Annotated in this window: 17 protein-coding genes, 3 tRNA genes and 1 riboswitch; of the genes, 9 read left to right on the top strand and 11 right to left on the bottom strand. The window is 62.8% G+C overall.

What is annotated here, in order from left to right; translation table 11 throughout:
• Window positions 1–220 precede the first annotated feature (220 nt).
• The 9 genes from SY1_RS03890 to SY1_RS03850 all read right to left on the bottom strand — a co-directional run bounded on the left by SY1_RS03890 (window position 221) and on the right by SY1_RS03850 (window position 9,137).
• A tRNA-Met gene (locus SY1_RS03890) sits at window positions 221–297 on the bottom strand.
• A gap of 8 nt (window positions 298–305) precedes the next feature.
• Window positions 306–382, bottom strand: a tRNA-Met gene (locus tag SY1_RS03885).
• Window positions 383–395: 13 nt separating this feature from the next.
• Window positions 396–482 (bottom strand) — tRNA-Leu (locus SY1_RS03880).
• Window positions 483–530: 48 nt separating this feature from the next.
• Window positions 531–3,830: an FtsK/SpoIIIE domain-containing protein gene (locus tag SY1_RS03875; RefSeq protein ID WP_015556247.1), complete on the bottom strand. Its 3,300-nt coding sequence runs from the start codon at window positions 3,828–3,830 to the stop codon at window positions 531–533.
• A complete protein-coding gene (locus SY1_RS03870; RefSeq protein ID WP_208872767.1) occupies window positions 3,818–4,546 on the bottom strand; it encodes a hypothetical protein in 729 nt (242 codons plus the stop codon). The genes SY1_RS03875 and SY1_RS03870 overlap by 13 nt, the downstream gene beginning before the upstream one ends.
• A 48-nt stretch (window positions 4,547–4,594) precedes the next feature.
• Entirely contained in the window at window positions 4,595–5,767 is a 1,173-nt protein-coding gene (locus SY1_RS03865) for an amidohydrolase (protein ID WP_015556245.1), read from the bottom strand.
• A gap of 354 nt (window positions 5,768–6,121) precedes the next feature.
• Window positions 6,122–7,006, bottom strand: coding sequence for a triphosphoribosyl-dephospho-CoA synthase (locus tag SY1_RS03860; protein ID WP_015556244.1), 885 nt, complete (start codon window positions 7,004–7,006; stop codon window positions 6,122–6,124).
• A 28-nt stretch (window positions 7,007–7,034) separates the two neighbouring features.
• Entirely contained in the window at window positions 7,035–7,928 is an 894-nt protein-coding gene (locus SY1_RS03855) for a YitT family protein (protein ID WP_015556243.1), read from the bottom strand.
• 198 nt (window positions 7,929–8,126) lie between these two features.
• Window positions 8,127–9,137: a hypothetical protein gene (locus SY1_RS03850; protein ID WP_015556242.1), complete on the bottom strand. Its 1,011-nt coding sequence runs from the start codon at window positions 9,135–9,137 to the stop codon at window positions 8,127–8,129.
• A 328-nt stretch (window positions 9,138–9,465) separates the two neighbouring features.
• Between SY1_RS03850 and miaA the strand changes: the two genes are divergently transcribed.
• The 5 genes from miaA to mgtE all read left to right on the top strand — a co-directional run bounded on the left by miaA (window position 9,466) and on the right by mgtE (window position 16,401).
• Window positions 9,466–10,458, top strand: coding sequence for a tRNA (adenosine(37)-N6)-dimethylallyltransferase MiaA (miaA, locus tag SY1_RS03845; protein WP_243440573.1), 993 nt, complete (start codon window positions 9,466–9,468; stop codon window positions 10,456–10,458).
• An 11-nt stretch (window positions 10,459–10,469) separates the two neighbouring features.
• On the top strand, window positions 10,470–11,297 hold the full coding sequence (ispH, locus tag SY1_RS03840; RefSeq protein WP_208872763.1) for a 4-hydroxy-3-methylbut-2-enyl diphosphate reductase: 828 nt from the start codon (window positions 10,470–10,472) through the stop codon (window positions 11,295–11,297).
• 24 nt (window positions 11,298–11,321) lie between these two features.
• Entirely contained in the window at window positions 11,322–12,872 is a 1,551-nt protein-coding gene (locus SY1_RS03835; RefSeq protein ID WP_015556241.1) for a S1 RNA-binding domain-containing protein, read from the top strand.
• Window positions 12,873–13,256: 384 nt separating this feature from the next.
• Window positions 13,257–14,414, top strand: a complete 1,158-nt coding sequence (locus SY1_RS03830) for an Mbeg1-like protein (RefSeq protein ID WP_208872761.1) — start codon at window positions 13,257–13,259, stop codon at window positions 14,412–14,414.
• A 565-nt stretch (window positions 14,415–14,979) separates the two neighbouring features.
• Window positions 14,980–16,401: a magnesium transporter gene (mgtE, locus tag SY1_RS03825; RefSeq protein WP_015556240.1), complete on the top strand. Its 1,422-nt coding sequence runs from the start codon at window positions 14,980–14,982 to the stop codon at window positions 16,399–16,401.
• Window positions 16,402–16,461: 60 nt separating this feature from the next.
• On the opposite strand, the gene SY1_RS03820 is transcribed toward mgtE, so the two are convergent.
• Window positions 16,462–17,403, bottom strand: a complete 942-nt coding sequence (locus SY1_RS03820) for a DMT family transporter (protein WP_015556239.1) — start codon at window positions 17,401–17,403, stop codon at window positions 16,462–16,464.
• Window positions 17,404–17,579: 176 nt separating this feature from the next.
• Here SY1_RS03820 and SY1_RS03815 point away from each other — a divergent pair, with 176 nt between their 5' ends.
• Window positions 17,580–18,479: a LysR family transcriptional regulator gene (locus tag SY1_RS03815; protein ID WP_208872759.1), complete on the top strand. Its 900-nt coding sequence runs from the start codon at window positions 17,580–17,582 to the stop codon at window positions 18,477–18,479.
• Between the two features lie 20 nt (window positions 18,480–18,499).
• Here the strand turns inward: SY1_RS03815 and SY1_RS03810 are convergent, their stop codons facing one another.
• Entirely contained in the window at window positions 18,500–19,423 is a 924-nt protein-coding gene (locus SY1_RS03810) for a cation diffusion facilitator family transporter (RefSeq protein ID WP_015556237.1), read from the bottom strand.
• A 104-nt stretch (window positions 19,424–19,527) separates the two neighbouring features.
• Window positions 19,528–19,637: riboswitch (NiCo riboswitch) on the bottom strand.
• Between the two features lie 450 nt (window positions 19,638–20,087).
• Between SY1_RS03810 and SY1_RS03805 the strand changes: the two genes are divergently transcribed.
• From SY1_RS03805 to SY1_RS03795, 3 genes are all read left to right on the top strand, one after another.
• Window positions 20,088–21,275, top strand: coding sequence for a PucR family transcriptional regulator (locus SY1_RS03805; protein WP_015556236.1), 1,188 nt, complete (start codon window positions 20,088–20,090; stop codon window positions 21,273–21,275).
• 224 nt (window positions 21,276–21,499) lie between these two features.
• A complete protein-coding gene (locus SY1_RS03800; RefSeq protein ID WP_208872757.1) occupies window positions 21,500–22,669 on the top strand; it encodes a M20 family metallopeptidase in 1,170 nt (389 codons plus the stop codon).
• A 152-nt stretch (window positions 22,670–22,821) separates the two neighbouring features.
• A partial coding sequence (locus SY1_RS03795) for a glutamate formimidoyltransferase (protein ID WP_208872755.1) occupies window positions 22,822–23,578 on the top strand: 757 nt, incomplete at its 3' end.

The following is a 23,578-nucleotide window of genomic DNA, read 5'->3' as shown; positions in this document are numbered from 1 at the left end:
AGACGCGAATTGGTATGAACGCCTAGAGCGCCAGTCACGTCGTCCGACGAAAAGGAGGACGTGTTTAAAAAAACAGACTACGCTCATATCATGATTCCTTCGCTTATCTTGTCCTTTTTCTTGACGATGGTCCAGGTGGGGGCAAGTAAGCGAAGGCCCCCTCCGTGAGGGGGCCTTTCTATTCTCTGAATCCCTTTTGAAACTCAGGGTTTTTCGCTTCTGGTGGCGGCGACTGGAATCGAACCAGTGACACTGCGGGTATGAACCGCATGCTCTAGCCATCTGAGCTACGCCGCCTTGAAAATTGGTTGCGGGGGCAGGATTCGAACCTGCGACCTTCGGGTTATGAGCCCGACGAGCTACCTGACTGCTCCACCCCGCGATGTCGTGTCCGCTGGTGCCGAGCGCGGGACTCGAACCCGCACGGACAAACGTCCACAGGATTTTAAGTCCCGTGTGTCTACCAATTCCACCAGCCCGGCGACACTCGAACATTATACCATCTTTTATCGCTACGTCAAACTTTTTTTTCAGCCCCTCAGGAATTCCGGGCCCAGGAGCGAGATGTCCGCAATCGGGCCCTGAAGGCGCTCGACGGCCGAACCGTTCCCAACCAGCATGTCGCCGTGTCCCAACAGGTGCTGCGCCTGGGTAAACCCCTCGCCCAGGATGATCTGGCTGTTGCTCTTGCTCGCCACCTTCAGCGCCACGCGCAGCTGAAGGTTGGCCTTGATGACGCCGGTGACGACCTTCGCGTCCGGGCGCTGTGTCGCCAGCAGCAGGTGGAATCCGGCGGCCCTTCCCTTCTGGCAGAGTCGCTGGATGAAGTGTTCGAGGTCCTTGGCCGTCTCCTTGTGCATCATGAGGTCGGCGTACTCGTCGATGATGAGAACCCGTCGCCGCAGCCGCTCTTCGGCGACGGCGTTGTAGTCCGTCAGATGAGAGACCTTCGCCCCCTCCATGAGCTCATAGCGCCGCTCCATCTCCTCAACGGCTTCCTTCAGGGCCTCCATGGTTTCCTCGACGTCGCAGAGGATCCGCCCCTCCTCCAGGGCCCGCAGCCCCGCCAGATCGACGAAGGTGAGCCGCTTGGGGTCGATCAGGGTGAAGTTCACGCTGTCCTTCGGCGCGCAGAGCAGGAGCCCCACGACCACGGAGCGGAGCAACACGCTCTTTCCGCTCCCGGAGGTTCCGCCGATCAAGATGCTGGTCATGGAGGGTTCTGCCAGGTCGGCCCAAAAAACGCTTCCATCCACCCTCATCCCCAGGGGGAAGACGGCCTCCGAACGGGGGCGGCTCTCCTCGCCTTGCCGGAGTAAAGTTTTAAGGGAAAGCGCCTGAGGGCTGGACCGTGGAACGTCAACGCCAACGTAGCCGCCATAGGCCTGAATCACGGGGGGCACGGGAAGGGCCATCTGAACTTGAAGGTCGTCCGCCCGGTTGTCTATCTTCTTCACGGTCGTCCCCCTGGCGGCGTCGGGCAGGACCTTCAGGCGTATAAAACGGGGGCCACAGACGACCCCAGCGTCGGCGACCGACAGTCCAAGGTCCTTCAAGGCCTTGAGCAACTGCACCATACGATCAAGACCCTCTGCATGACAAAATATTTCTTGAGGCACTTCGCCAAAGTCATCACGAGCTTTGTCGCCCGATTCGCTTCCTGACTTCTCCGGAACAGTTTGAGGAGTGGGGGCCGCGCCCAAATCGTTACGACAAAATATTTCTTGAGGCACTTCGCCAAAGTCATCACGAGCTTTGTCGCCCGATTCGCTTCCTGACTTCTCCGGAACAGTTTGAGGAGTGGGGGCTGCGCCCAAATCGTTATGACAAAATATTTCTTGATGCACTTCGCCAAAGTCATCACGAGCTTTGTCGCCCGATTCGCTTCCTGACTTCTCCGGAACAGTTTGAGGAGCGGGGGCCACGCCCAAATCGTTGGAGCAGTCCCCGTTCTGCGGACGCTGCTGGCAGAGCTCGGAGTTCACCGCCACGGGCAGAGGCAGGCGCTTCTCCTCCGATGCGCTGCCGCTTGTATCCTTCGGTCCACTGGTGGAAGGTGTGGGGTCTTTCCCGCTCCCTGTGTCCTTGCTCCGGTCGCCATCACCGGGTTTTCCGCTCTCCCCGTCAAGGCCGAGAAGGTTCCAGCGGAAGCCCTCCTTCATGTAGCCCGAAAGGTCCTCCGGCGTCGCCAGGCGAGGTCCACCCGATGGCGGGTAGAGGGTAACGTCTCCGTTACAGACCTTGTTTTGGAACGCCACGAGGCCGTACCAGGCCGCGCGTCCATCCGGTTGGAGGACGACCGTCCTCCCCTTCAGAGCCCTGAACTGTCCGAGGAGCTCATGAACCTGCTTCCAGTTTTCGGGGCCCTTGAGCGCCCGCTCGTCCGTGACGTAACAGCAGAACCCGTTGGGATTTTCTTCCAGAAACTTGATCCCCCTGTCGATTGCGGCTGCCGCGGAACGATGATGTCGGGTCGCCATGATGATGAAGGCGCATGGCGCCTCCGGGCCCTCGGCGGAGCGTTTCCCGGACAGCCGGAGATACTTATCGGCAGAGCGGGACACTTTAAACTCCGGATGTGCACCCAGCCACATCTCAAGCGCACTCAGAAGGTGATTCGCGTTGGGGGGCCAGGAATTGGGGTCCGAGGCCACCTTGTCGCACTCCTCGCGGTAGGCCTCAGCCAGGGCGTGTTCGACCTCATGGGCTGCGTCCGCCCCAGCTCCCGCCTCCTGGATTGCCTGATTGGCCAGGGTTATGACCATTCGAGGAGAGTATCCCGGCTTCAGCGTCGTATTGAGGCGCGCCATCAGCCATTGGTACTTCTGCTCCACCTCATCGTCATCGTCGAAAAAGGCCTTGATACGCTCTTTGATCAATTGCTTCGCCTGCTCCAGGTTGCAGTTTGCCATGGGGAGGCGGTGATTTAAGAACTTCTGCCTTACAGCGTCGTCCAACCTGGGGGAAAAACGCTGTTCCCACGTATCTGCGCGAAGAAAGGCCAGGGGCAGAACTCCGTAAACATCGTTGATCAGGAGGCTTGCCGCCGTCCCCCAGGCGTTGAGCAGGTCCTCTGAAGTCATGCCGTCGAGCTGATCGAAGCAGACCAACATGGGGACGCGGACGTAGCGCAGGACGTGCCCCAGGGAGAGGAGCCTGTCCCGTGCCTTCTTCTCCTGCGCTGCCGGCGTCATCTCGTCCCAATTGCAGGCGATCACATCCAATTTCTCGGAGAAGCTCTCGTCGGACTCCCCCCTCATCCAGCGGAGAATATCATTCTTCAAGGAGGCGTCCTCCGTGCTGGCGTAGAGCAGCAGGCAACGAAGGAAATCGTTATTGACCCTATCCAATTTCATCTGAAGAGGCTCAAGTCGAGCCATTCCGCCAAGGGCATCCTCTCTAAAATCCCTGCGATAAGCTTTGTCCAGCGCCTCGAGCAGCAGATCGATTTGCAGCTTCCCGTCCCCGTGCTCCCGCCCCATGCTGATGAAGACCTCCCGCAGCAGGTCCTGCAAGACGCTCTCCGGGTCCATGAAAGCCCTGACCGTTACGAAGATCGCGATTTCCCCGCTTTCGCGAATCCTGCGGAGGACGCGCTTGAGCATGTGGGTCTTGCCCGCTCCGGCCTCTCCGAGGATCAGGCCGGCAAAGGTCTCTGCAGGGTTCTCTCTCGTCATCTTCAGGAGCAGGTCAATATGGTCGACGACGGTACGGTTGAGGGAGTCGAGGTCGGGGTTGGCGTTGTCCCAGGGATTGGGGGCCGCGGACGAGGCAAAGGGATTCTTCGCCACCAGCTGGCTGCGAATCACGCTGTCGTTCAGGCTATCCATGTCATCGTCCCCATCCTGAAGCCGTTCTCGTCCACAAAGCCGTCCTGAACCTGGTCTGGCGTCATCAGCGTCACGTCCCCGGCGTGAAGCTGCACGGCCTCATCGTCGCGCAGCCGCCGGAGCATGTCATCGAAGACCTCGCGCGGCCAGCCCAGACGACCGCGCAGGTCGCAGATGCGGACGAAAGTACTCCCTCGATCGAGCTCCCGAAAGGCCGCATGAAGCTGTTCCCTGCGTTTGTCGAACGTGTCCGCCAGAGTTTCACATGCTGTCCCGGCTGCATCTTTCTTCACAGGTCCCATCGCCCCAGAGGCGAAGAAACGAGGCGCAAACTCGGCAGCGAGCTTCAACGTGACCTGTCCGCTCTCCAACAGGTTGTTTAAAATCCTTATGAGCTCATCCTTTTTGATAAACGGCATTCCGTTAAGCAGCTGCGGACCACTTTTTCCCGCTTTTCCCCGTATAAAGCACAAAACGACTTCGGCCAGATTGGTCCCGCGCAACAAATAAACAGCATTGCCCTTGCTGCAGATTGCCAGTTTGTCTTCCAAATGGGGTGTAAGGATCTTTATCACATTTGGGTTTGTCAAGTTCCTTCCCGTCAACCCCAGACGCTTGCGGAGCTGGGAGCTCATTGCCTTCCGCATCGCGCTCAGGGTCATGAAATCCCTCCCGCTGCGGCGCAGGACCTCCAGCAGCTCCCCGGCGACGCTCAAATCCCTGTCCTTATCGCTCATGCCCGATTCTCCTTCGTCTCTCTCCGCTTACGCGCTCGCCAGGAAGTCCGCCGCGAACTGGGCCATGACGGCCGCTCCGCGCGTCAGGATGCCCTCGTCCACGGTGTACTTCTCGTGGTGGTTCGTGTAGGTGATGCCCTTCTCCCGATTCCTGCTGCCGATGAAGGCGAAGATGTAGGGGATTCTGCCGCCGTCGGAGAGCCAGGGGAAGTCCTCGCTGCCCATCATGGTGGGCATGTGCCCGACCGCCTGCTCTCCGTAGAGCTTCACCACGGCCTCGCGGGCGATCGCGTTGAGCTTGTCACTGCCGTTGATGAGGGGCGGGGTGAGGCGCTTGTACTCCAGGGTCCCCTTCGCGCCAAAGGCCGCGGCGGTGTCCGCGATGATCCGGCGCATGATCTCCGACTTGCTGAGGTCCTCGTCGAAGGTGCGGACCGTCCCCTCCATGCGCACGCGATTGGAGATGACGTTCCAGCGGGGGCCGCCCTCGATGAAGCCGATCGTCAGCACCAGGGGGTTCAGGGGGTCGTTCATGCGCGAGACGCACTGCTGCAGGTTGTTGATGATGGCCGCCGAGACCGTGATGGCGTCCACGCCGAGGTGGGGGGCGGAGGCGTGGGCCGCGACGCCCTCCACCTCGATGGTGAACTTGTCGCAGCAGGCCATGCGGCTGCCCGGCGTCACGTCGATCAGCGGCGCGTCGAAGTTGCCCCAGACGTGGGCGCCGTAGATCGCGCTGACGCCATCGAGCGCGCCGCCCTTCAGCATGTCGAGGGCGCCCGAAGCGACCTCTTCCGCCGGCTGGACCAGCAGGCGCACCGTGCCGTGCAGCTCCGCCTTCACCTCGTTCAGAATCTGCGCGGCGCCCAGCAGCATGGCGACGTGGTTGTCGTGCCCGCAGGCGTGCATCCGTCCCTCGTTTTTGGAGGCGAAGGGCAGGCCCGTATCCTCCTCGATGGGCAGGGCATCCATGTCGGCCCTCAGGGCCACCGTGGCGCCCTGACTCCCTCCGCGAATGTCGGCGACGAGGCCGTAGCACCCGGAGACCTCCCGGACCGCGATCCCCATCGCCTCCAGGTCGCGCCGAATTTGGGCGCTGGTCTCCTTTTCCTCGTTGGAGAGCTCCGGGCACGAGTGATAGTAACGCCTGCGCTCCACGATGTAGGGCTCGTACCTCTCCGCCAATGCCTTGATGTCCATCTCTCAAAACCCCTCTCTGAAAATTGAGCAGCTAAGGAAACACTGAAAGTCGTTGAGAACTGTCAACCGTATAGACTCCTTCAGTGCCTGAAACTTCATCAGGCCGCGCGAAGCGCGTGGGGATTGGGACTGACGGCCCGTGAGCGCTAGCGAACGGCTGCCGGATGGCTCCCCGAAGTGGGGGGCGTAGCCCCATTTTAAAATTTTAGGGAAGCGCTGAAGGATACCCTTTATTTGATGCTCCTTGATTGCTTTCAACAACTTTTGAAGATTAATCAGCGCTTCCCTAAATTTTCAGGTCAAAAAACAGTATAGCACCGGGGGGGTGTTCGACAGGACGAAACCGGGGCGCAGCTATTCCTCGCGGCCGGACCTCGTGGGGCGGAGCGCCTCGAGGTCCCGGACGAACAGCGCGGCGGCCAGGGCAACCTCCGCCCCTCTGGGGCTTACATCCGCCTCCCTCAGCCGCCTGTCCAGGGCGTCGACGGCCTTGCGGCCCTCTGAAGTGAGGACGCCCCCTGCCAGGAGGGCGGCCTTCGCCTCCGCCTGAACCCGGAGCATCCCGTCGAGCCCCGCCCTCTCCGCCAGGGCGGAGTCCGAGTTCCCGGCCAGGATGCCGAGCAGCGCCTGAGCCGCGCTCTCCCGCCCGGAGGGGGAGTCGTCCCCCTCCTCGAGCTGCCGCAGGAGGTCCACGGCCTGTACCACGACGGGGAAACCCCTCTCCGCCTCGCCTCGCGCGCCGTCCACCCCGTAGAGCGTCCAGGCCCTCTCCCCCGGCGTCAGTTCCGCGCTACCCTCGTCCAGCCCGCGCAGTTCCCGCTCCACCAGGCCGCGAACGCAGGAGGAGGCCGTCAGAGCCAGGGCCAGGGGCGTCAGGTTCCGCTCCTGCGCAAAGAGCCGGCCGGCCGCCGCGCTGAAGAGCCCCAGGAAGAAGATGCTTCCCTTGAAGGAGGTGCGCCCCCGGACGACCCCCTGCACCTCGCGCTCTCCCTGCATCCCCGCGGGCCGCAGCAGCGTCATGACGTCTTCGGGGTTCATCGCCTCCGTCTCAAGCCCGATGGAGGCGCAGTTGATAAAACAGGGGAGGAGCCCCAGAGCTCCCTCGACGATCGTTTGAAACGCCGTCCCCGCCGCGTCGGCCAGGGGCGTGACCAGTCCCGGCTTGGGCCAGGCCGCCCCCGCGTTCAACATCGACTTGACGGCGAGACGGGCGATGTTGAACACCAGGATATCGTTCATTGGGCCACCTCACCCCCCGAGGTCCGGCTCATGCCCTCAGCCAGCTCTTGAAGCCTTCCCCCACGACCTCGGAGACCTCGGAGAAGATGACGAACGCGGTCGGGTCCAGGGAGGCGATATAGCGCTTCAGGGACGCAGCCTGTCGCCTCGGCAGGATCACCAGCAGCAGCTCGAGCGGCGTGTCTCTGTAGGCACCCTTCGCCGGGATCAGCGTGGCCGTGCGCTCCAGGTCCGTCATGATGTAGTTCTTGATCTCAAGGACCCGGCCGCTGATGATCAGGGCCTGGGTGCGGCGGTGGAAGGAGTGTACCACGTTGTCGATGGTCAGCGTCTCCACGTAGAGCATCAGCGCGCCAAAGAGGACCTCTTCCAAAGAAACCGCCACGAAGGAGGCCAGCAGGATGACGAGGTTGATGTAGAGGGACATCGTCCCGATGTCGGCCCCCCAGCGCTTCCTTGCGGCGGCGGAGACCACGTCCATCCCTCCGGAGCTGGCGTCGACGCGGAACAGCATCCCGTAGCCGATCCCGCCGATGATCCCGCCAAGGATGGCAGCCAGAAGCGGCTCCTGGATCACAGGGTACTGAAACATCTCGACGACGGGCAGGACCAGGCTGGTCAGGATGGTGACGTAGAGCGTCCAGAGGGCGAAGCGCATCGACAGGTAGTGCCAGCCCCACAGGAGAAGGAGTGCATTGCCCACCGTGATCACCCAGACCGGCGAGAGCCCCCAGAGGTAATTGGTGATGAGCGCCACCCCGGTCACTCCGCCTGAGGCGAACTTGTAGGGCATCATCAAGGCGATGATGGCAAAACAGGTCAGCACCGTTCCAATGGTCGTGCTGATCAGAGTGTCCAGCTCCTCCGTCATCAACCTGTGCAGAAAATCTGCTGCCCTGCTCCGCTGCGTCCTCTCGCCCATCTGATACCCACCGTCCGTCAAGATAAAATTAGGCCCCGCAGAGGGGCCTTTCAATCATAACACAGACATAACACAGACGGTGCACAACGCAGACCGTGCGCGGCGAGGACGAGGGCGTCCTCTGCGGGAGAGCAAAATTTATAGAGGACAGATGACGGCGAGGTCCCCCGAACGGCGCAGCGTCCCCCTGGGGCATGGTCAAGCTCTCCGCGCCATGCAGGCCATCGAGGCTTTGTGGTACGCCCTGTCCAGGAGCTGAAGCGTTCGGACGGCATCCTGATACTCGACGCTGCCCATCACGAAGGATGCAGGGTTCAGGAGCTCCTTCCTTCGTTCGTAAGCCCTTTGCACCTCGTCCATCGTGGCGCTCCGTGCGATCCCCAGACAGCTGAAGGCCTCTTCGTCCGTGAGGTCCTGCAGCGTTTCGAGCCCACTGCTGGCTGAGAATACGTTCGTCGGCTGCGGCTGCACCTGTGCCTGCGGCTGCGCCTGCACCTGCGGCTCAGCGGCGCCCGTCTCCCAGGGGGGCAGCAGGGCCTGGCCTCGAATGGGCGCTGCTGCGGGGCCGGAGGGAGAAGGAGAGGGGGAGGGGGAGGGGGCAGCGCCTCTCGTAGCGCCTCTTGTGGCGCCTTTAACGTTTCGGTAGGAGCTGAACGTGTAACAGAGGGCCCCGATCGAGGCCACCGCCTGCACAACCTTTCTGTTCAGCGTTTCGTCCTCGTCGTCGAGCACGACGCACCAGCCCGCCAGCAGGGCGATCGTCAGGCCCGTAAGGGCGAGCAGCCTGCCCGTTGAAATCGCGTTTTTGCCGGAAGACCGATACGTGAGAATGTTGTAAGCGCTGAAGAAGTCAAAGACGAGCGGGAAATAGGGCTCCTCGTACACGAGCCAGCAAGCCAGAATGGAAATGACGATCGACAGAACCGTGAAGGCATAGGTCTCCACCCCATACCGCGTCCCCCGCCTCAGGAGCAGAAAGCGTATCACCGTCGGGAACAGGACGCCTCGGAACAGGACGTAAAGACACATATCCAGGATGAGCTGCAGCACGAGCTGCGAGGTTAGCTGTTCCTTCATCCCTGGCATCACCAGCGGGATCAGGACGGGAAGAAGCGAGATAAGGGGAAAGACGAGATAGGCCAGCCACAACTTTCTTCTGTCGATCGCGTTCTGTACCTCGATCGGGCTTCGTTTGCTCTGCATCCTCATGCTCAAGCGCCTCCTCAATTAGAAATAGACTTTACGATTTTTATATATCTTACTATTTTACAATATATCAAAAGGGTCGATTCCGCAAGGCCGTCCTTCCCCAGCCCTCCCGCGCCAGCACCTCGGCGATCGGCACAGACGTGTCGCCTCGCTGACCGGAATTCGGCTTTCAAGCCGGTCCCGTCGCGGAGGGGCCGCCGTCCATTTACGGGGTGGCACCATCGTCTGGAGGGCGAGCCCTTGAATGGGGCGCAATGTGTTATACTTAACGAGTGTTTACCTGAATTTTTTGAAGGGGTCGGACGGATGGCGAAGGGTGGCTGTTCTTTTGAATAACGGTGAACGGCAGCCTGTCATTGCGCTGATCGGGCCCACGGCTGTGGGCAAGACGGCGCTGAGCTTCGACGTCGCAAAAAAGTTGAACGCGGAGATCGTCTCGGTGGACTCACGCCAGGTCTACCGCTATATGGACGTGGGCACGGACAAGGCGCCCGCCTCCGTTCGGCGCGAGGTCCCGCACCACATGATCGACGTCGCGGACCCCGACGTCAGATTTTCCGTGTCCTCGTTCGTGGAAGGCGCGATGGACGCCGTTCGCCGCATCAACGCGCGCGGACGGGTGCCCCTCTTTGTCGGAGGGACGCCCTTCTACTACAACGCGCTGTTCGGCGCCTCCATGAACGCATCCCTGCCCCATGATTCGGACGTCCGCCGCCGCTACGAGGCCATGGCGGAGGCCGAGGGTCCCGCGGCGCTGCACGCACGCCTCATGGAGCTGGACCCCGACACGGCGGGCCGCCTCCACCCCAACGACGTCCTGAGGGTCTCGCGGGCCCTGGAGATATGGGACCTGACGGGGACGCCGCCCTCGCGGCTCTATGCGGAGGGGACGAAGCTGGATTCGGGACTGGACGTCCTCTACCTCGGTTTGGTTCGCCCGCGGGAGGACCTGGCCCGGCGCATTGCCCTCCGGCTGCGCGCGGAGTTCGACGGGGGGTTTCCGGAGGAGGTCGCCTGGCTGATCGACCACGGCTTTGATGAGCGCTTCCCTCCCATGCGGGGCTTGGGGTACCGCGAGCTTGCGGCCTGGAGGCGGGGGCGGATGACTTTGGACGAGGCCTTTGAGGGAGCGGGGTGCCGAACGCGCGCCTTTTGTCGAAGGCAGATGACGTGGTTTCGTCATTTTCGGCCCGCCTTGTGGTATGATACGTTCGCCCTGTCCGTCGAGCGGGTGGAGGAAGCCCTCCTGGAAGCGGCCCTTCGTCACCTGGAGGGACGCCCTGTCGAGGCCGGAGGCTGCGCGGGGGCGCCGGTGTGGTGAAGCAGGTTGTCATGGCGCTTCACGCCGGCTTCTGCTTCGGCGTGAAGCGAGCGGTGGACGCCATCCTGGAGGCCCTGAAGGAGGGACGGCCCGTGTGGACGATCGGGCTGCCGATCCACAATCCTCAGGAGGTGGAGCGGCTCAAGGGGATGGGGCTTCGTGTGGCCTTGGACGAGAGCGAGGTCCCGCCGGGGGCGGACGTGTTTATCCGAGCGCACGGCGAGCCTCTTGAGGTGCTGGAGGCCCTGAGGAAGAAGGGCGCGCGGGTCTTCGACATGACCTGCCCCTTCGTGGGCCGCGCTCAGAACCTCGCCTCCGAGCTGTCTCAGGCGGGGTGGCACGTGGTCCTGCTGGGCGACCGCCAACACCCGGAGATCCGCGGGATCATGGGGCACACGGACGGGCCGTTGGACGTGGTGAAGGACGAGGACGAGGCGGCCCTCCTGCCGGAGCGGCCCCGCATGGCCCTCATCTCTCAGACCACGCAGCAGGAGGAGCGTCTTGCCGCCGTGGCGGGGGTGCTGGTCCGGCGCGCGAAGGAGCTTCACGTCTGCAACACGATCTGCCGCGCTACGATGGAGCGCCAGGAAGCGGTGCGGGCGCTTTTGAAACAGGTGGATGGAATGGTCCTCATCGGCGGACGTGCGAGCGCCAACACGGGCAAGCTGCGGAACATCGCCGAGGCGAACGGCATGGACGTCCTTTGGGTTGAGGATGCTCAGGAACTGGATGACAGCCGGGGGTGGTTTGAGGGCAGGAACAGGATTGGTATTGCCGCGGGGGCGAGCACGCCCGAGTGGCTTATCACAGAAATAAGCAATAAAATCGCGAGAATGTAGGCAGGCAAGGGGGATAAGTGGGTTATGGAACAGGAAATGAACAGGGATATGGAACTGGAGCAGGCTGCACAGAGCGACGGGCAGGAGATGGATCAGGGCAAGCTGATGGAGGAGTACGACGTAGCGACGCGCCTTCATCCGGGCGAGATCATCAAGGACGGCACCGTCGTCGCTGAGACGGAGAACGGCTGGCTCGTCGATGTCGGCTATAAGTGCGAAGGGTTGCTCCCCGAAAAGGAGTGGACGCACCGCATCCTCATCGAGGACGTGGAGAAGCCGAAGACGGGCGACAAGATCGAGGTCCAGGTGGTCAAGATCCGCGACGGCGAGGAGGCACAGCTTCTTCTGAGCCGGTGGCGCAGCGAGTTCGACCGTCGATGGGCTGAGCTCGAGGCCCTGCTTGAGGGGAACGAGACGGTTCAGGTGAAGGGGCTCCGCAAGGTCAAGGGCGGCCTGATGGTGGAGTGCTGCGGCCTGGAGGGCTTCATCCCCATGTCCCATATCGCCGAGAACGGCCGAGGCTCCAACCTGTCGAGCTTCATCGACGAGACCTTTGAGGTCAAGCCCCTGGAGCGGGACAAGCGGAAGCATCGTCTGGTCTTTTCCCGTAAGGACCTCGTGGCGAAGGAAAACGCCGAGAAGCGTGCGAAGTTCTACGACGAAGTCCACGAGGGCGACGTCCTGGAGGGCGAGGTCAGCAGCATCACGGACTTCGGCATCTTCGTGAACCTCAAGGGCGCCATGGACGGCCTCGTCCACGTCAGCGAGATCACGTGGAAGCGCAACGTCCGCATCCGCGACCTCTACAAGAAGGGCGACAAGGTCACCGTCAAAGTCATTGGCCTCGACAAGGAGAAGGACCGCATCTCCCTGAGCATCAAGCAGGTTCAGGGAGACCCCTGGCTGACCGCCGGCGAGCGGATCCACAAGGGCGACGTCATGAAGGGCGTCGTCACCAATGTGACGGACTTCGGGGCGTTCGTCGAGCTGGAGCCGGGCATCGAGGGCCTGATCCACATCGGCGACATCAGCTGGGCCCGCATCAAGCATCCGAGGGACACCTTCCGCAAGGGGCAGGAGGTGGAGGTCCTGGTGATGGATATAGCCCTGAGCGAGGACCCGAAGAAGTGCCGCATCAGCTTGGGCTACAAGCAGCTCAACGACCCGTGGAAGGACATCGACAAGCGCTACGCCGTCGGCCAGGACCTCAAGGTCAAGGTCGTGCGCCTCGCGGAGTTCGGTGCCTTCGTGGAGGCGGAGGAGGGCGTGGAGGCCCTTATCCACATCTCTCAGCTCAGCAACAGGCGCGTCGAGAAGCCGGGCGACGTGCTGCATGAGGGGCAGGAGGTCGTGGCCCGCATGATCGAGGTCAACCCCGAACAGCGCAGGATGCGCCTCTCCCTGAGCGCCCTGGAGGAACCGACGGAGCCCCAGCAGCCCAAGCGCGACGAGCGCCAGCAGCACCGGAAGGAGTCCCGCGAGGATCGCCGTTCCAACGCAGGCGACGCGGGGCTGGACGAGGGCGGCCTGTACCAGAACCCCTTTGCCGAGGCCTTCAAGGACAAGAACTTCTAAGGAAACACTGATTAAGTCGTTGAGAACTGTCAACCGTATGGGCTCCCTTCAGTGCCTGAAACTTCATCAGGCCGCGCGAAGCACGTGGGGATTGGGACTGACGGCCCGTGAGCGCTAGCGAACGGCTGCCGGAAGGCTCCCCGAAGTGGGGGGCGTAGCCCCATTTTAAATTATAGGGAAGCGCTGAAGGATACCCTTTGTTTGATGATCCTTGATTGCTTTCAACAACTTTTGAGGATTAATCAGCACTTCCCTAAAAGACGAGACGACGGCGTTTGCCGTAAGCGGAAACTCGAAGGGGCGGCCGGTCCGCCCCTTTTTGTATCTGCCCCTCACGTTCGGGGGACGGTAAGGGGGAACGCTATGCAGAGGAGGCGAGGACAGGTGGCGAACCTCTTTGACTACCTTGAGTGGCGGGGCGACGTCCCCTTCTCCGTGGACCCGTTCAACGAGGTGGACAACCTCGTCCTCTCCGAGCTGGCGTATGCGGACTTCGAGGGCGTCGTGACGCCGCAGGACGAGCCCGTCCCCGTCCGCGCGGTTCGCGACCGGTACTTCCGCCTGCACACGCGCGAGGAGGTGCGGGCCAGGAGGACCTTTATCGGCCCCGCCCCGTTGCTCCTGGACCCGCTTGCGGACTCCGTCCGGTATCGGGACATGCGGATGGCCTGGTACTGCAACCACATCTCTATGGAAGAGGTCGCGCAGATGGCGGCCGTTACGCTGTGGCCCGGCGACGGCACGGTCTATGCAGCCTTCCGCGGCACCGACAACAGCCTCGTCGGGTGGAGGGAGGACTGCACCTTCAGTTACCTGGCCGAGACGCCCGGTCAGAGAATGGCCGTAGAGTACCTGAACGACCACTTTCGAGACGGCTCCCTGCCCCTCCGCGTGGGAGGGCACTCCAAGGGCGGCAACTTCGCCGTCTACGCCTCCGTCCTCTGCGATGAGGGGATCAGAAAGAGGATTCGGAACGTGTTCACCAACGACGGCCCCGGCCTCGCGAGCGCCGTCACGCGACTGCCGGCCTATCGGGATATCGCTCCCCGGATCGTCAGCATCATCCCGGAGAACTCCCTCGTCGGCATCCTGATGGACAGCGCCGTGGAGCACAGGATCGTCCGGAGTTCCAACGCGGGGCCGACCGCGCACGACGCGCTGTCCTGGCTGGTCAGGGGGAACCGTTTTCTCCCGGCGGAGGGGAGGAGCGGCTTCAGCGTGTTCTTCGAGCGATCCGTGCGGGCCTGGCTTGCGGACCTCTCGGATGAGGAGAAGCGCCGCTTCGTCGAATCCGTCTTTGGCGTCCTGGAGTCCACGGGGGCCCTGACCCTGGAGGAGATGCGCCAAACTCCGCTGCGGAGCGCTCTCGCCATCCTCAAAGCCGCGCGGGCCCTCTCTTCCGATCGGCAGAGGCAGGTCCGTGCGGTCCTGGCGCGACTGGCCGAAAAGGGCGGGACGGTCTTCGCTCAGGCGTTCGGCGGGAGCGCGGCGAAGCTGCAACGGCGTCTGTCCGCGTGGCTGAGGGGCGACCCGAAAGGCTGATGGTGACGCTTCCTTCCCTGTCTTCCCTTTGATTTCGTCGACGTCAATAGCCAGAGAAAAACAAATTCGCAGGCAAAATTTTAAACGTGCGACGGACACCGGTTTTATGCGTTTTCTGCCGCACCGGACGGGTGCAGGGTCAAAGTCGGCTTACCTGTACAACGACGGGCTTGAGCCTCGATCAAGTTGTCGCAACCTGTGGATTGGGGCCCTCCTGGATGCGTTGACTTCCCCGAACGAAGAACATAAAATGAAGGGCGCAGCGTTGTCTGAAGGGGCGTGACCGCCCCCGTTCAGCCTGCGCATCCGAAGGATCGAGCTGGAGGTGAGTTCATGGACGGCGGCGGCAGTCAAAGCGACGGACAAGGCGTTCCCTTATCGCACAGAATCGCGCGGCCCGGCGCCGTTCGCCCCTGACCGTCGGCCCCGGAAAACGCGGAACGTCATCGTCCCTCCCCGTGCGGCGCAGCCGGGGGCTCCGTCCCTTCTGCCTTGCGCCCACGTTGCAGCGGCCCCGACGGGGGTCCGCTCATTGCCTTTAGTCTTTTAAGGAGGCGTGGGACCAATGGACCATACGCGCACCATCCCTGCCGAGGAGAGCGCCTCCACGGCACAGCACCCCAACTACGAGGAGAAAATCGCTCAGGTGGTGCGGGGGAACCTGACCCCGAAGATCATGCGGGAGCAGCTCCTCACCTATCACGAGAACGACGTCGCCGCCGCCCTGGACCTCTTGAAGAAGGAGGACCGCTACCGGCTTTACAGCGTCCTGAATCCCGAAACCCTGGCGGACGTCCTGGAGTACTCCGAGAAGATCAACGAGTACGTCGGCGAGCTCAACCTCAGGAAGAGGGCGGAGGTGCTGGCGCACCTCGAGCCCTCGGTGGCCGTCGATTACCTCCAGGAGGTCGAGAAGGGAGAACGCGCCGCCATCATCGACCTGATGCCGGACGACGCGAAGCAGGAGATATCCCTTCTGAGCTCCTTTGACGAGGACGAGATCGGCAGCCGGATGACGACGAACTTCGTCATGATCCACATGGGGATCAGCGTGCGCCAGGCGATGCGCGAGCTGGTGGAGCAGGCCGCGGACAACGACAACATCTCCACGATCTACGTGGCGGACGACGACGGGATATTTGCGGGAGCCATCGACCTGAAGTCCCTGATCATCGCGCGGGAGGGGACGGAGCTGGACTCCATCATCATGACCTCCTACCCCTACGTCTACGCGAACGAGCTGATCGAGGACTGCATCGAGCGCATCAAGGACTACTCCGAGGACTCGATCCCCGTGCTGGACCAGGAGAACCGGCTGAAGGGGGTCCTCACGGCGCAGGACGTGGCCGAGCTCATCGACGACGAGATGGGGGAGGACTACGCCAGGCTGGCCGGTCTGACGGCGGAGGAGGACCTTCAGGAGCCCCTCTCGATGAGCATCGTCAAACGCCTGCCCTGGCTCCTGGTGCTGCTGGGCCTGGGGCTGGTGGTGTCGAGCGTCGTGGGCCTCTTTGAGGCGGTCGCCGCGGGGCTGACGATCATCGTCGCCTTCCAGTCACTCATTTTGGACATGGCGGGCAACGTCGGAACCCAGTCCCTCGCCGTCACCATCCGCGTTCTGATGGACGACCAGTGTACCGGGCGGCAGAAGCTCTACCTCGTCGCGAAGGAGGCGAAGATCGGGCTCTGCAACGGGCTGATCCTGGGGTCCCTCTCGATCCTCTTCATCGGCCTCTACCTCCTCCTCGTCAAGGGGGAGGCGGCACACTTCGCGTTCTCGATCTCGCTCTGCGCCGGGGCGGCGCTGGCTCTCTCCATGTCCCTGTCCAGCATCTCCGGGACGACGATCCCCATCCTCTTCAAAGGGCTTGGCGTGGACCCGGCCGTGGCGTCGGGCCCGCTCATCACGACGGTCAACGACCTGATCGCCGTGGTGACGTACTACGGGCTGGCCGAGGGGCTCCTGCGCGGGGTTCTGGGGGGCTGAGGGGTTGCGAAGGCCTCGTCGAAGGTTGGTGCCCGGCCCCAGGGGGGCGGGCACCAACCTTCAGGCGTAGCGAACGTCCTCGCCCTGACCGGCGGCGGCCCCTTTGGGGGCCGGTTTGCCCCTGGCGACGAAGAGGACGCTGAGGAGGATCAGGGCCGCGCCGGCGTAGCCTCTGGCGTCCAGCGTCTCCCGCAGAAAGAGGAAGGCGAGGAGCGCGGAGAACACGGGCTCCATGGCGAAGAGCAGCCCTGCGTGCTCCGGCGTCGTGTACCTTTGGGCCACGGGCTGAAGAACGAAGCCGAAGGCGCTGCAAAGGAGGGCGAGCCCGAGGACTGCGGCCCACTGGGCGGCGTTCGCCGGCCAGGCGGGGACCTCCAGCAGTAAGGAGGCGACGAATCCCAACAGGGCCGCGAAGGCGAGCTGCCAGACCCCCAGGAGAAGCCCGTCCTCCTGGTGGGTGAAGATGTCCGTCAGGAGGATTTGACAGGCGTACAGCAGGGCTCCGCCCAGGCAGAGGAGCTCGCCCCATTGCAGCGTCATGGCATCCCGAAGGGTCAGGAGGCCAATGCCCGACATCACAGCAGCCGTCCCGACCACGGTGGCGGCGTCGGGGGCCTTCCGCCGGAAGATCGCCTGGAGGAGGGGGACGAACACGACCGTCGCGCTGGTCAGGAACCCCGCTGCGGAGGCCGAGGTGGTCCTGAGCCCGTACATCAGGAAGGCGAAGAGTCCGAACAGGAACAGCCCCAGGATCGCTCCGTGCCGGAGGGTGCGTGACGTGGTGCGGCGAAGCTGCCGCGCGAAGATCAGCGCCACCGTCAGGAAAGCGATGCCGAAGCGCAGAGCGATCATTGAAAGGGGAGGGATTCCCTCAAGCCCCATCTTCATCAGGAGGTAGGAACTCCCCCACGCCATGGCCACCAGCCCCAGCGCCGCATCCGCCCTCTGCTGCGTCCAGCGGATTCCCCGCGGCCCTGCCACAAAACTCGTCAGCGTCCTCATGCTCATCGCTCCTTTTGCCCCGAAACGACCAAAAAAGCCCGGACTGCGGGCCCCTTTCCACGTTCTCCTGCACCGGCGGGCTCGGAGGACCCGTGCACTTATCCTTAGTTTTATGATAGGGGACGGCTTGTTATTTTGAAATAGAATGTTTATACTGCCCGACAATACATCATGTAATGGGTGAGGCCATGGAATCGACGTTCAATCGTTACGAGGTGTTTCTCAAAGTGGCGGAGCTCGGCAACATTACGCGGGCTGCGGAGGCGCTGAACTACACCCAGTCCGGGGTGAGCCACTCCATTGCAGCCCTGGAAAGGGAGGCGGGCTTTCCCCTGTTCCTGAGGGGCAGCGGTGGCGTCGCGCTGACGGAGAGGGGGCGGCGGCTCCTCGCCCCCGTTCAGGAGCTGGTGAACCGCCAGCGGAACCTGGCTCAGGCCATTCATGAAATCAACGACGTGGTCTGCGGCACGCTGCGCCTCGGCACCTTTACGAGCGTGTCCGCCCAGTGGCTCCCATGGATCATCAGGGACTTCCAGAGAAGCTGTCCCAGGGTGGAGTTCGACCTGCGGGCGGGGGACTACGACGAGATCGGCGAGTGGATTCGGCGGGAGAAGATCGACTGCGGGTTCCTCTCCGCGCCTGTGCCGGAGGGGCTGTCCTTCCGGCCCCTGAAGGAGGACCCCATGAAGGTGATCCTCCCCGTGGGGCACCCCCTTGCGGAGCGCGGGAGCCTGACCCTCCCGGAGATCGCGCAGGAGCCCTTCATCATCCCGATGAAGGGCTCGGACAACGACATACAGGCGTTGCTGCGCCGGTCGGGGGTTTCCGTGCGCGTCCGCTACGCGCTGAACGACGAGTTCTCCGTCATGTCCATGGTGGAGCACGGCTTCGGCGTCAGCATCATGCCGGATCTGATCCTGCGAAACTTCCGCTTCAGCCTCCTGAGTCGGGACCTGTCTCCCGAAGCGCACCGGACGCTGGGCATTGCGTCGCTGCCCCCGGAACGGGTCTCCGTCGTGGGGCGGACCTTCATCCGATACCTGTCGGGGCCCGCTGTGGACCTCTGGAGGCTGTAGGTGCGGGGGAGGGCTGCGCGTCACGCAGCGGGGTTCACGTGGATCATGATGTGCTTGACTCCGGGGAAGCGCTGCTCCACGGAGAGGTGGACGCGCTCCGCCACGGAGTGGGCCTTTCGGAGGGACTCGTCGCCGTCCACCGAGATCTCGAGGTCCACGTAGACCCTGTTGCCGAAGCGCCTGGTGCGGAGCAGGTCGACGCGCACCACGCCCTCCTGCGCGGCGATGAAGTCTGCCAGCTCCCGGTCGTAGCTCCTGCCGCAGGAGGTGTCCAGCAGCTGTCCCAGGGCGTCCCTGGTCGTCCTGAGGGCGACGGTCAGGATCACGAGGCAGATCACGACGCCGGCGGCGGGGTCCAGCGCGGGATAGCCCATCATGGCGCCGGCGATGCCGATGAGCGATCCGATGGAGGAGAGCGCGTCCGACCGGTGGTGCCATGCATCCGCCATGAAGGCCGCCGAGTTGAGATGCAGGGCGCAGCGCCGCGTGTACCAGTACATCGCTTCCTTGACGGCGATGGACACGACCGCCGCCACGAGGGCGATGGAGCCGGGACCGCCACGCTGCGCGTCGTTTCCCGACAGGAGGGCCTCGAGGCCCGCCTTCCCGATCAGCCCTCCCGTCGCCAGCAGGATCAAGCCCAGGAGGAGGGCTGCGACGCTCTCAAATCGTTCGTGCCCGTAGGGGTGGTCGTCGTCCGCCGCCCGCTTTGAGAGGAGCACTCCGACGAGGGCGATGAGCGTAGCGAGGACGTCGGAGAGGGAGTGAGCCGCGTCCGAGACCATGGCGCTCGACCGCCCCGCGACGCCCGCAAACAGCTTGAACGCCGAGAGCGCCGCGTTGCCGGTGATCCCCGTCAACGAGAGGCGTCGGACGACGGCCCTCTCGTCCTGGGCGTCCGCCCCCCTCGTCCCCTTCATCACCGTTTCTCCGCTGGCTGTCATATCAGAGCCTCCGTTCCGCCGCCCGTGCGGCTGTGTGATATCTCCTTTATGGCACTCCGTTCGGGGTATCGGGATAGAAAGAGGCGCACCCGCGGAACGTTCGACACTGTCCCGCAGATGCGCCGGTTTGAACCGTGATCTGCTGCCGCTGACTTCGCGGCCCGGCCCCACGCCCCCGTCCAAACGGGGACATCGCCTGCTCAGTTTGTACTGTCGATCTCGCATCCCCAACAAGAAAAAGTGACCGGGATGTAATGCAGTGCAAAGAGATTGATGACATTATATGGGTCCGTTCGCGATCCGTCAACGACAGGCCGAGGAGCCAAAACCACGGGTTGCGGCGGGCTCATCGAAGGTGAAGCGCGTTGGGACCGTATTGTATAATGTCGGCTGGGCGCCGCTGCGATCCCCTTGGAAGGTTTGTATGCCAACCCGCTTTTGCCAACGGCTTTTGCATAGTTGTCGCCTCCTTGAGGTCGCGTTTGCAGAGCAATGCCGCCTCCTGCCCTCCCGAATGAAAGGAGCCTGAAGCATGGACTGCGCTTACAGCGTTGAACCGAGAGATCGGCCTGCCCATAAGATCGAGACGCATGGAGTCCGATTCGGCCTGAGACTTCGGGACGATCGGGACGTGCGGCCTGTAAAGCTGAGCGCTTGACCTCCCATGAAACGTTCGCTTTCCGACTTCGTCCCCCTTCTGCTGAAGGATGAAGGGCTCCCGGAGATCATCGACGAGATTCGCGCCGAGCTCTCCTTCGGGGTCGCTTGGCGTGAGCTGGATACGGGGAACGTCCTTTGTCGCGGAAACCCCGCCTTCGAGGAGCGAATGCTCTCCTTCCCGCTTCGGGAGATCGTCCGGATCTACGTATCGCATGAGGTCGAGGTTTCGGGAAACGCCATCGGCCTCCTCGTGCTGGACTTGCCGAAGGGGCTGCCGGGTCCCCTTCCGGAGCGTTTGGAGGACTGCCTGTCGGTGCTGAGGCTTTTCTACGGGCAACGGCTGGCGGAGAGCCGTCTGAAAACCCGGTATCGCAACGAATTTGTGCAGGACCTCATCTATGGCCGGATCTATCACGAGGAGGAAATCCGCAACCGCGCCAGGACATTCCACTGGAAGTTGGATGGCGGCATCGTATGCCTCGTCATCTCGCCGGAATTGACAGAGACGACTGGAGCCGTGCTGGACGAAGCGCTGCTGAGCGGCTTCAATCTGATTCAGTCGAGGGTTCTGGCGTTTTTTCCAAAGTCCGTCTACGCCCGTCTCCCGGATTCTCTCGTCGTCGTGTTGACCCTCGCGCTTCCGGAGGAGCGCGGACGGGAGACGCGCCTGCGGGACTTCAGGGCCGCGCTGCGAGAGGTTATGGAGAACGCGCTGCACGATGCCCGCGATCGTTGCAGGATAAGATTTTTCGCTTCGGTCGGAAGCTGGCGCGAAAAGCCCATCCTTGCCTACCAAAGCTATCAGGAGGCCCGTCAGGCCTTGATGATCTTGCGAGGCGGGATGTCTCGGCAGGATTTCGTCTTCTGGGAACAGTTGGGGGGAACCCGCATGATCGCCATGCTGGCGGACATGGAGCCGGCCCGGGAATTTTGCCGGCAGACCCTGGCCCCTCTGCTGCGGGAATCCCGCGGCGGGGAGGAGCTCATCCATACGTTGCTCCGCGTCGAGGAATGCGGCGGAGATCTGAGGCAGGCTGCAAAGTCCCTTTCGCTGCACTACAACACCCTGCGCTACCGGCTGAGGCGGATTCAAGAGATATTGGACCTCTCTCCCCACGACGGGGAGCGTCGATTCAACCTGTCCCTGGCGCTGCGCCTCCACAGGGTCTTGAGCAAAAACAGGACGGCGTGAGGTTTTTTCTGGCCTCACCGTTCTGCTTTCCGAGCCTTCCGAAGGCCTGCCAAAAAACCGTCGGCTTGCCTCTGAAAAAACTTTTAGCCCTTTTTTGTTAAAAAAACAAAAACACCTTCAAGGTTTCATCGTTTCAGGCAGTGCTTTTACCCCTCTGCCCTTTTAAAATACGGGCAGTCTTTCTTGAAAGAACCTGAGATGCTTATCTTGAGGGGGACACGAGATTGTCTGAGCCCGAGCGGTGCGCCAGAGAGATTTTGGGGCAGCTGGTCCGAATCCGGACGCCTCAGCCTGTCGGCGACGAGAAGGACGCCGTCCTTTTTTTGAAGGAAATCTTTGATCCGTTGACCAGGGAGATCACGGTACTCGACCACGGGGCCAACAGGGCCTCCATGATCCTGACCCTGCCCGGGCGGGATCGCGAGCGGGCTGTCGCCGTGACCGGACATCTGGACACGGTGAACGTGGACTCCGAGGAGGCGTGGACGCACGCGCCCTTCTCCGCCTACTGCGACGGCGAACGGATCTATGGGCGTGGGGCGGCGGACATGAAGGGCGGGGTGACCAGCATCGTTCTGGCGGCGCTCAAATTGCTCCGGGAGCGCTTTGAGCCGGCAGTGGACGTTCACTTTTGCTTCACGGCCGACGAGGAGTACGGCGGAATGGGCGCGGAGGCCCTCTGCAACAGCGGCAGGCTGGATCGCGTAATTGAGTTGATCGTGGTCAAGCCCACCGATGGGCGGGTCGGGTTGGCTGGAAAGGGAGCCTTGGGACTTTCCGTCACCGCGAAGGGACTGAGCGCTCACGCCTCGCGTCCGGGGCAGGGGGTCAATGCGGTTGAGCAGGTTTCCGCCTTTGCCCGATCCATATCGGCGCTGCTTCGCAAGAAGGGGCGATACCCGCTCCTTGGGCTCTCCACCTGCACCATCACCGGGCTCCATGGTTCCATCAGCACCAACGTCATTCCCGACAGGGCGGAGGCCACGTTCGACATCCGCACCTCTCCGGGGATATCCCATGCGGGGCTTCTGGAGCAGATCCACGAGATCGCCCGCGTTCAAATGCAAAGGCATCCGCCCCTGGTGCTGGAGGCGACGCCCTACCTGGACCGCCAGGCTTTGGGCATGGACGAGAAAGCCCCTCTGGTGCGCCGTTTTATCCGCATCTTCGAGGCGCTGGGCCTCCCATGGGAGACGACGGGGATCGCGTACTTCACCGACGCCTCCGTGTTCGTTCCGAGGCTGGGCGTCCCCTTCGTCGTCATCGGTCCGGGGGACGAACGTTTCTTCCATCAGGCCGACGAGTACGTCACCGTAAAGGCCGTGCTCCAGTCGTCGAGGGTCCTGGAGGAATACGTCAGGACGATCCCCGACGCGGAGGGCGGAGAGGAATAGGGCGCTTGACCGTGGCTCCGAAAGGACTTCATTTCGATGCATTGCGGCTGCCGTCGCAGCGGACGGGGCATTGAGCCCGAATCTGCAGCCGATTCGCATAAGGGGTTTGTCCCCGAAGGGTTCCAAAATTTTTTTGAAGAAGGGGAAAGAGAATGGCAAAACAATATGTGCACTCCGCTCCAAACTTCAGCGCCGGTCGGGACAAGGCGGTCGTGGACGCTATCGTCAACGTGGTTCGCGACCTTCCGGGCGTCCGTTTGATCGATTGCTACCCCGATGCGGACTTCAACCGCACGCCCGTGGAGTTGATCGGCGAGCCGGAGCCGCTCGCCAGGGCGCTGGTTGCAATGGCAGGCAAGGCCTACGAACTGATCGATATGCGCGAACAGAAGGGGAAGCACCCCAGGATCGGCGCCCAGGATACCATTCCGCTTTTCCCGCTGCGCAACATCAGCCTGGACGAGGTCAAGGAACTTGCGTTCCGCATCGGACAGGAGTTGTGGAACAAGTACGGCGTGCCCGTATTCTTTGCGGGATTCAACGCGCGCTCCGAGGAACGCCGGGACATCTCCTTTATCCGCCAGGGGCAGTACGAGGGGCTGAAGAAGCTCCTCGAGGAGAATCAGGACAACCCCGCGGTCCTGGAGTCGCGCGCGCCCGACCTGGGGAAGGGGCTGCTGTCCGAGAAGAGCGGCGCGACGATCGTGAGCGCCGGAGAGAGGAACCTGGTGGCCGTCAACGTGCTGTTGAACACGAAGGACCTGGAGGTCGCCAAGAGGATTGCGAAGATGGTCCGCGGACCTTCGGGCGGCTTCAGCACCATCAGGGCCGTGGCCTTTACGCCGGACGGGTACGAGGAGGTGGCCGTCTCTATGAACATGTTCAACACGGACGAGACGCCGCTTTATC

The organism is Fretibacterium fastidiosum (assembly GCF_000210715.1).
Lineage (GTDB): Bacteria > Synergistota > Synergistia > Synergistales > Aminobacteriaceae > Fretibacterium > Fretibacterium fastidiosum.
This window is presented reverse-complemented; position numbering and strand designations above follow the sequence as displayed.

Bases quoted from the DNA above. Each gene is read 5' to 3' on its own strand.
- SY1_RS03810 (WP_015556237.1), bottom strand. From the start codon at position 19,423: ATGACAGCCAGCGGAGAAACGGTGATGAAGGGGACGAGGGGGGCGGAC.
- SY1_RS03805 (WP_015556236.1), top strand. From the start codon at position 20,088: ATGAAACGTTCGCTTTCCGACTTCGTCCCCCTTCTGCTGAAGGATGAA.
- SY1_RS03835 (WP_015556241.1), top strand. From the start codon at position 11,322: ATGGAACAGGAAATGAACAGGGATATGGAACTGGAGCAGGCTGCACAG.
- SY1_RS03850 (WP_015556242.1), bottom strand. From the start codon at position 9,137: ATGAGGATGCAGAGCAAACGAAGCCCGATCGAGGTACAGAACGCGATC.
- SY1_RS03865 (WP_015556245.1), bottom strand. From the start codon at position 5,767: ATGGACATCAAGGCATTGGCGGAGAGGTACGAGCCCTACATCGTGGAG.
- mgtE (WP_015556240.1), top strand. From the start codon at position 14,980: ATGGACCATACGCGCACCATCCCTGCCGAGGAGAGCGCCTCCACGGCA.
- SY1_RS03855 (WP_015556243.1), bottom strand. From the start codon at position 7,928: ATGGGCGAGAGGACGCAGCGGAGCAGGGCAGCAGATTTTCTGCACAGG.
- ispH (WP_208872763.1), top strand. From the start codon at position 10,470: ATGGCGCTTCACGCCGGCTTCTGCTTCGGCGTGAAGCGAGCGGTGGAC.
- SY1_RS03815 (WP_208872759.1), top strand. From the start codon at position 17,580: ATGGGTGAGGCCATGGAATCGACGTTCAATCGTTACGAGGTGTTTCTC.
- SY1_RS03875 (WP_015556247.1), bottom strand. From the start codon at position 3,830: ATGGATAGCCTGAACGACAGCGTGATTCGCAGCCAGCTGGTGGCGAAG.
- SY1_RS03860 (WP_015556244.1), bottom strand. From the start codon at position 7,006: ATGAACGATATCCTGGTGTTCAACATCGCCCGTCTCGCCGTCAAGTCG.
- SY1_RS03820 (WP_015556239.1), bottom strand. From the start codon at position 17,403: ATGAGGACGCTGACGAGTTTTGTGGCAGGGCCGCGGGGAATCCGCTGG.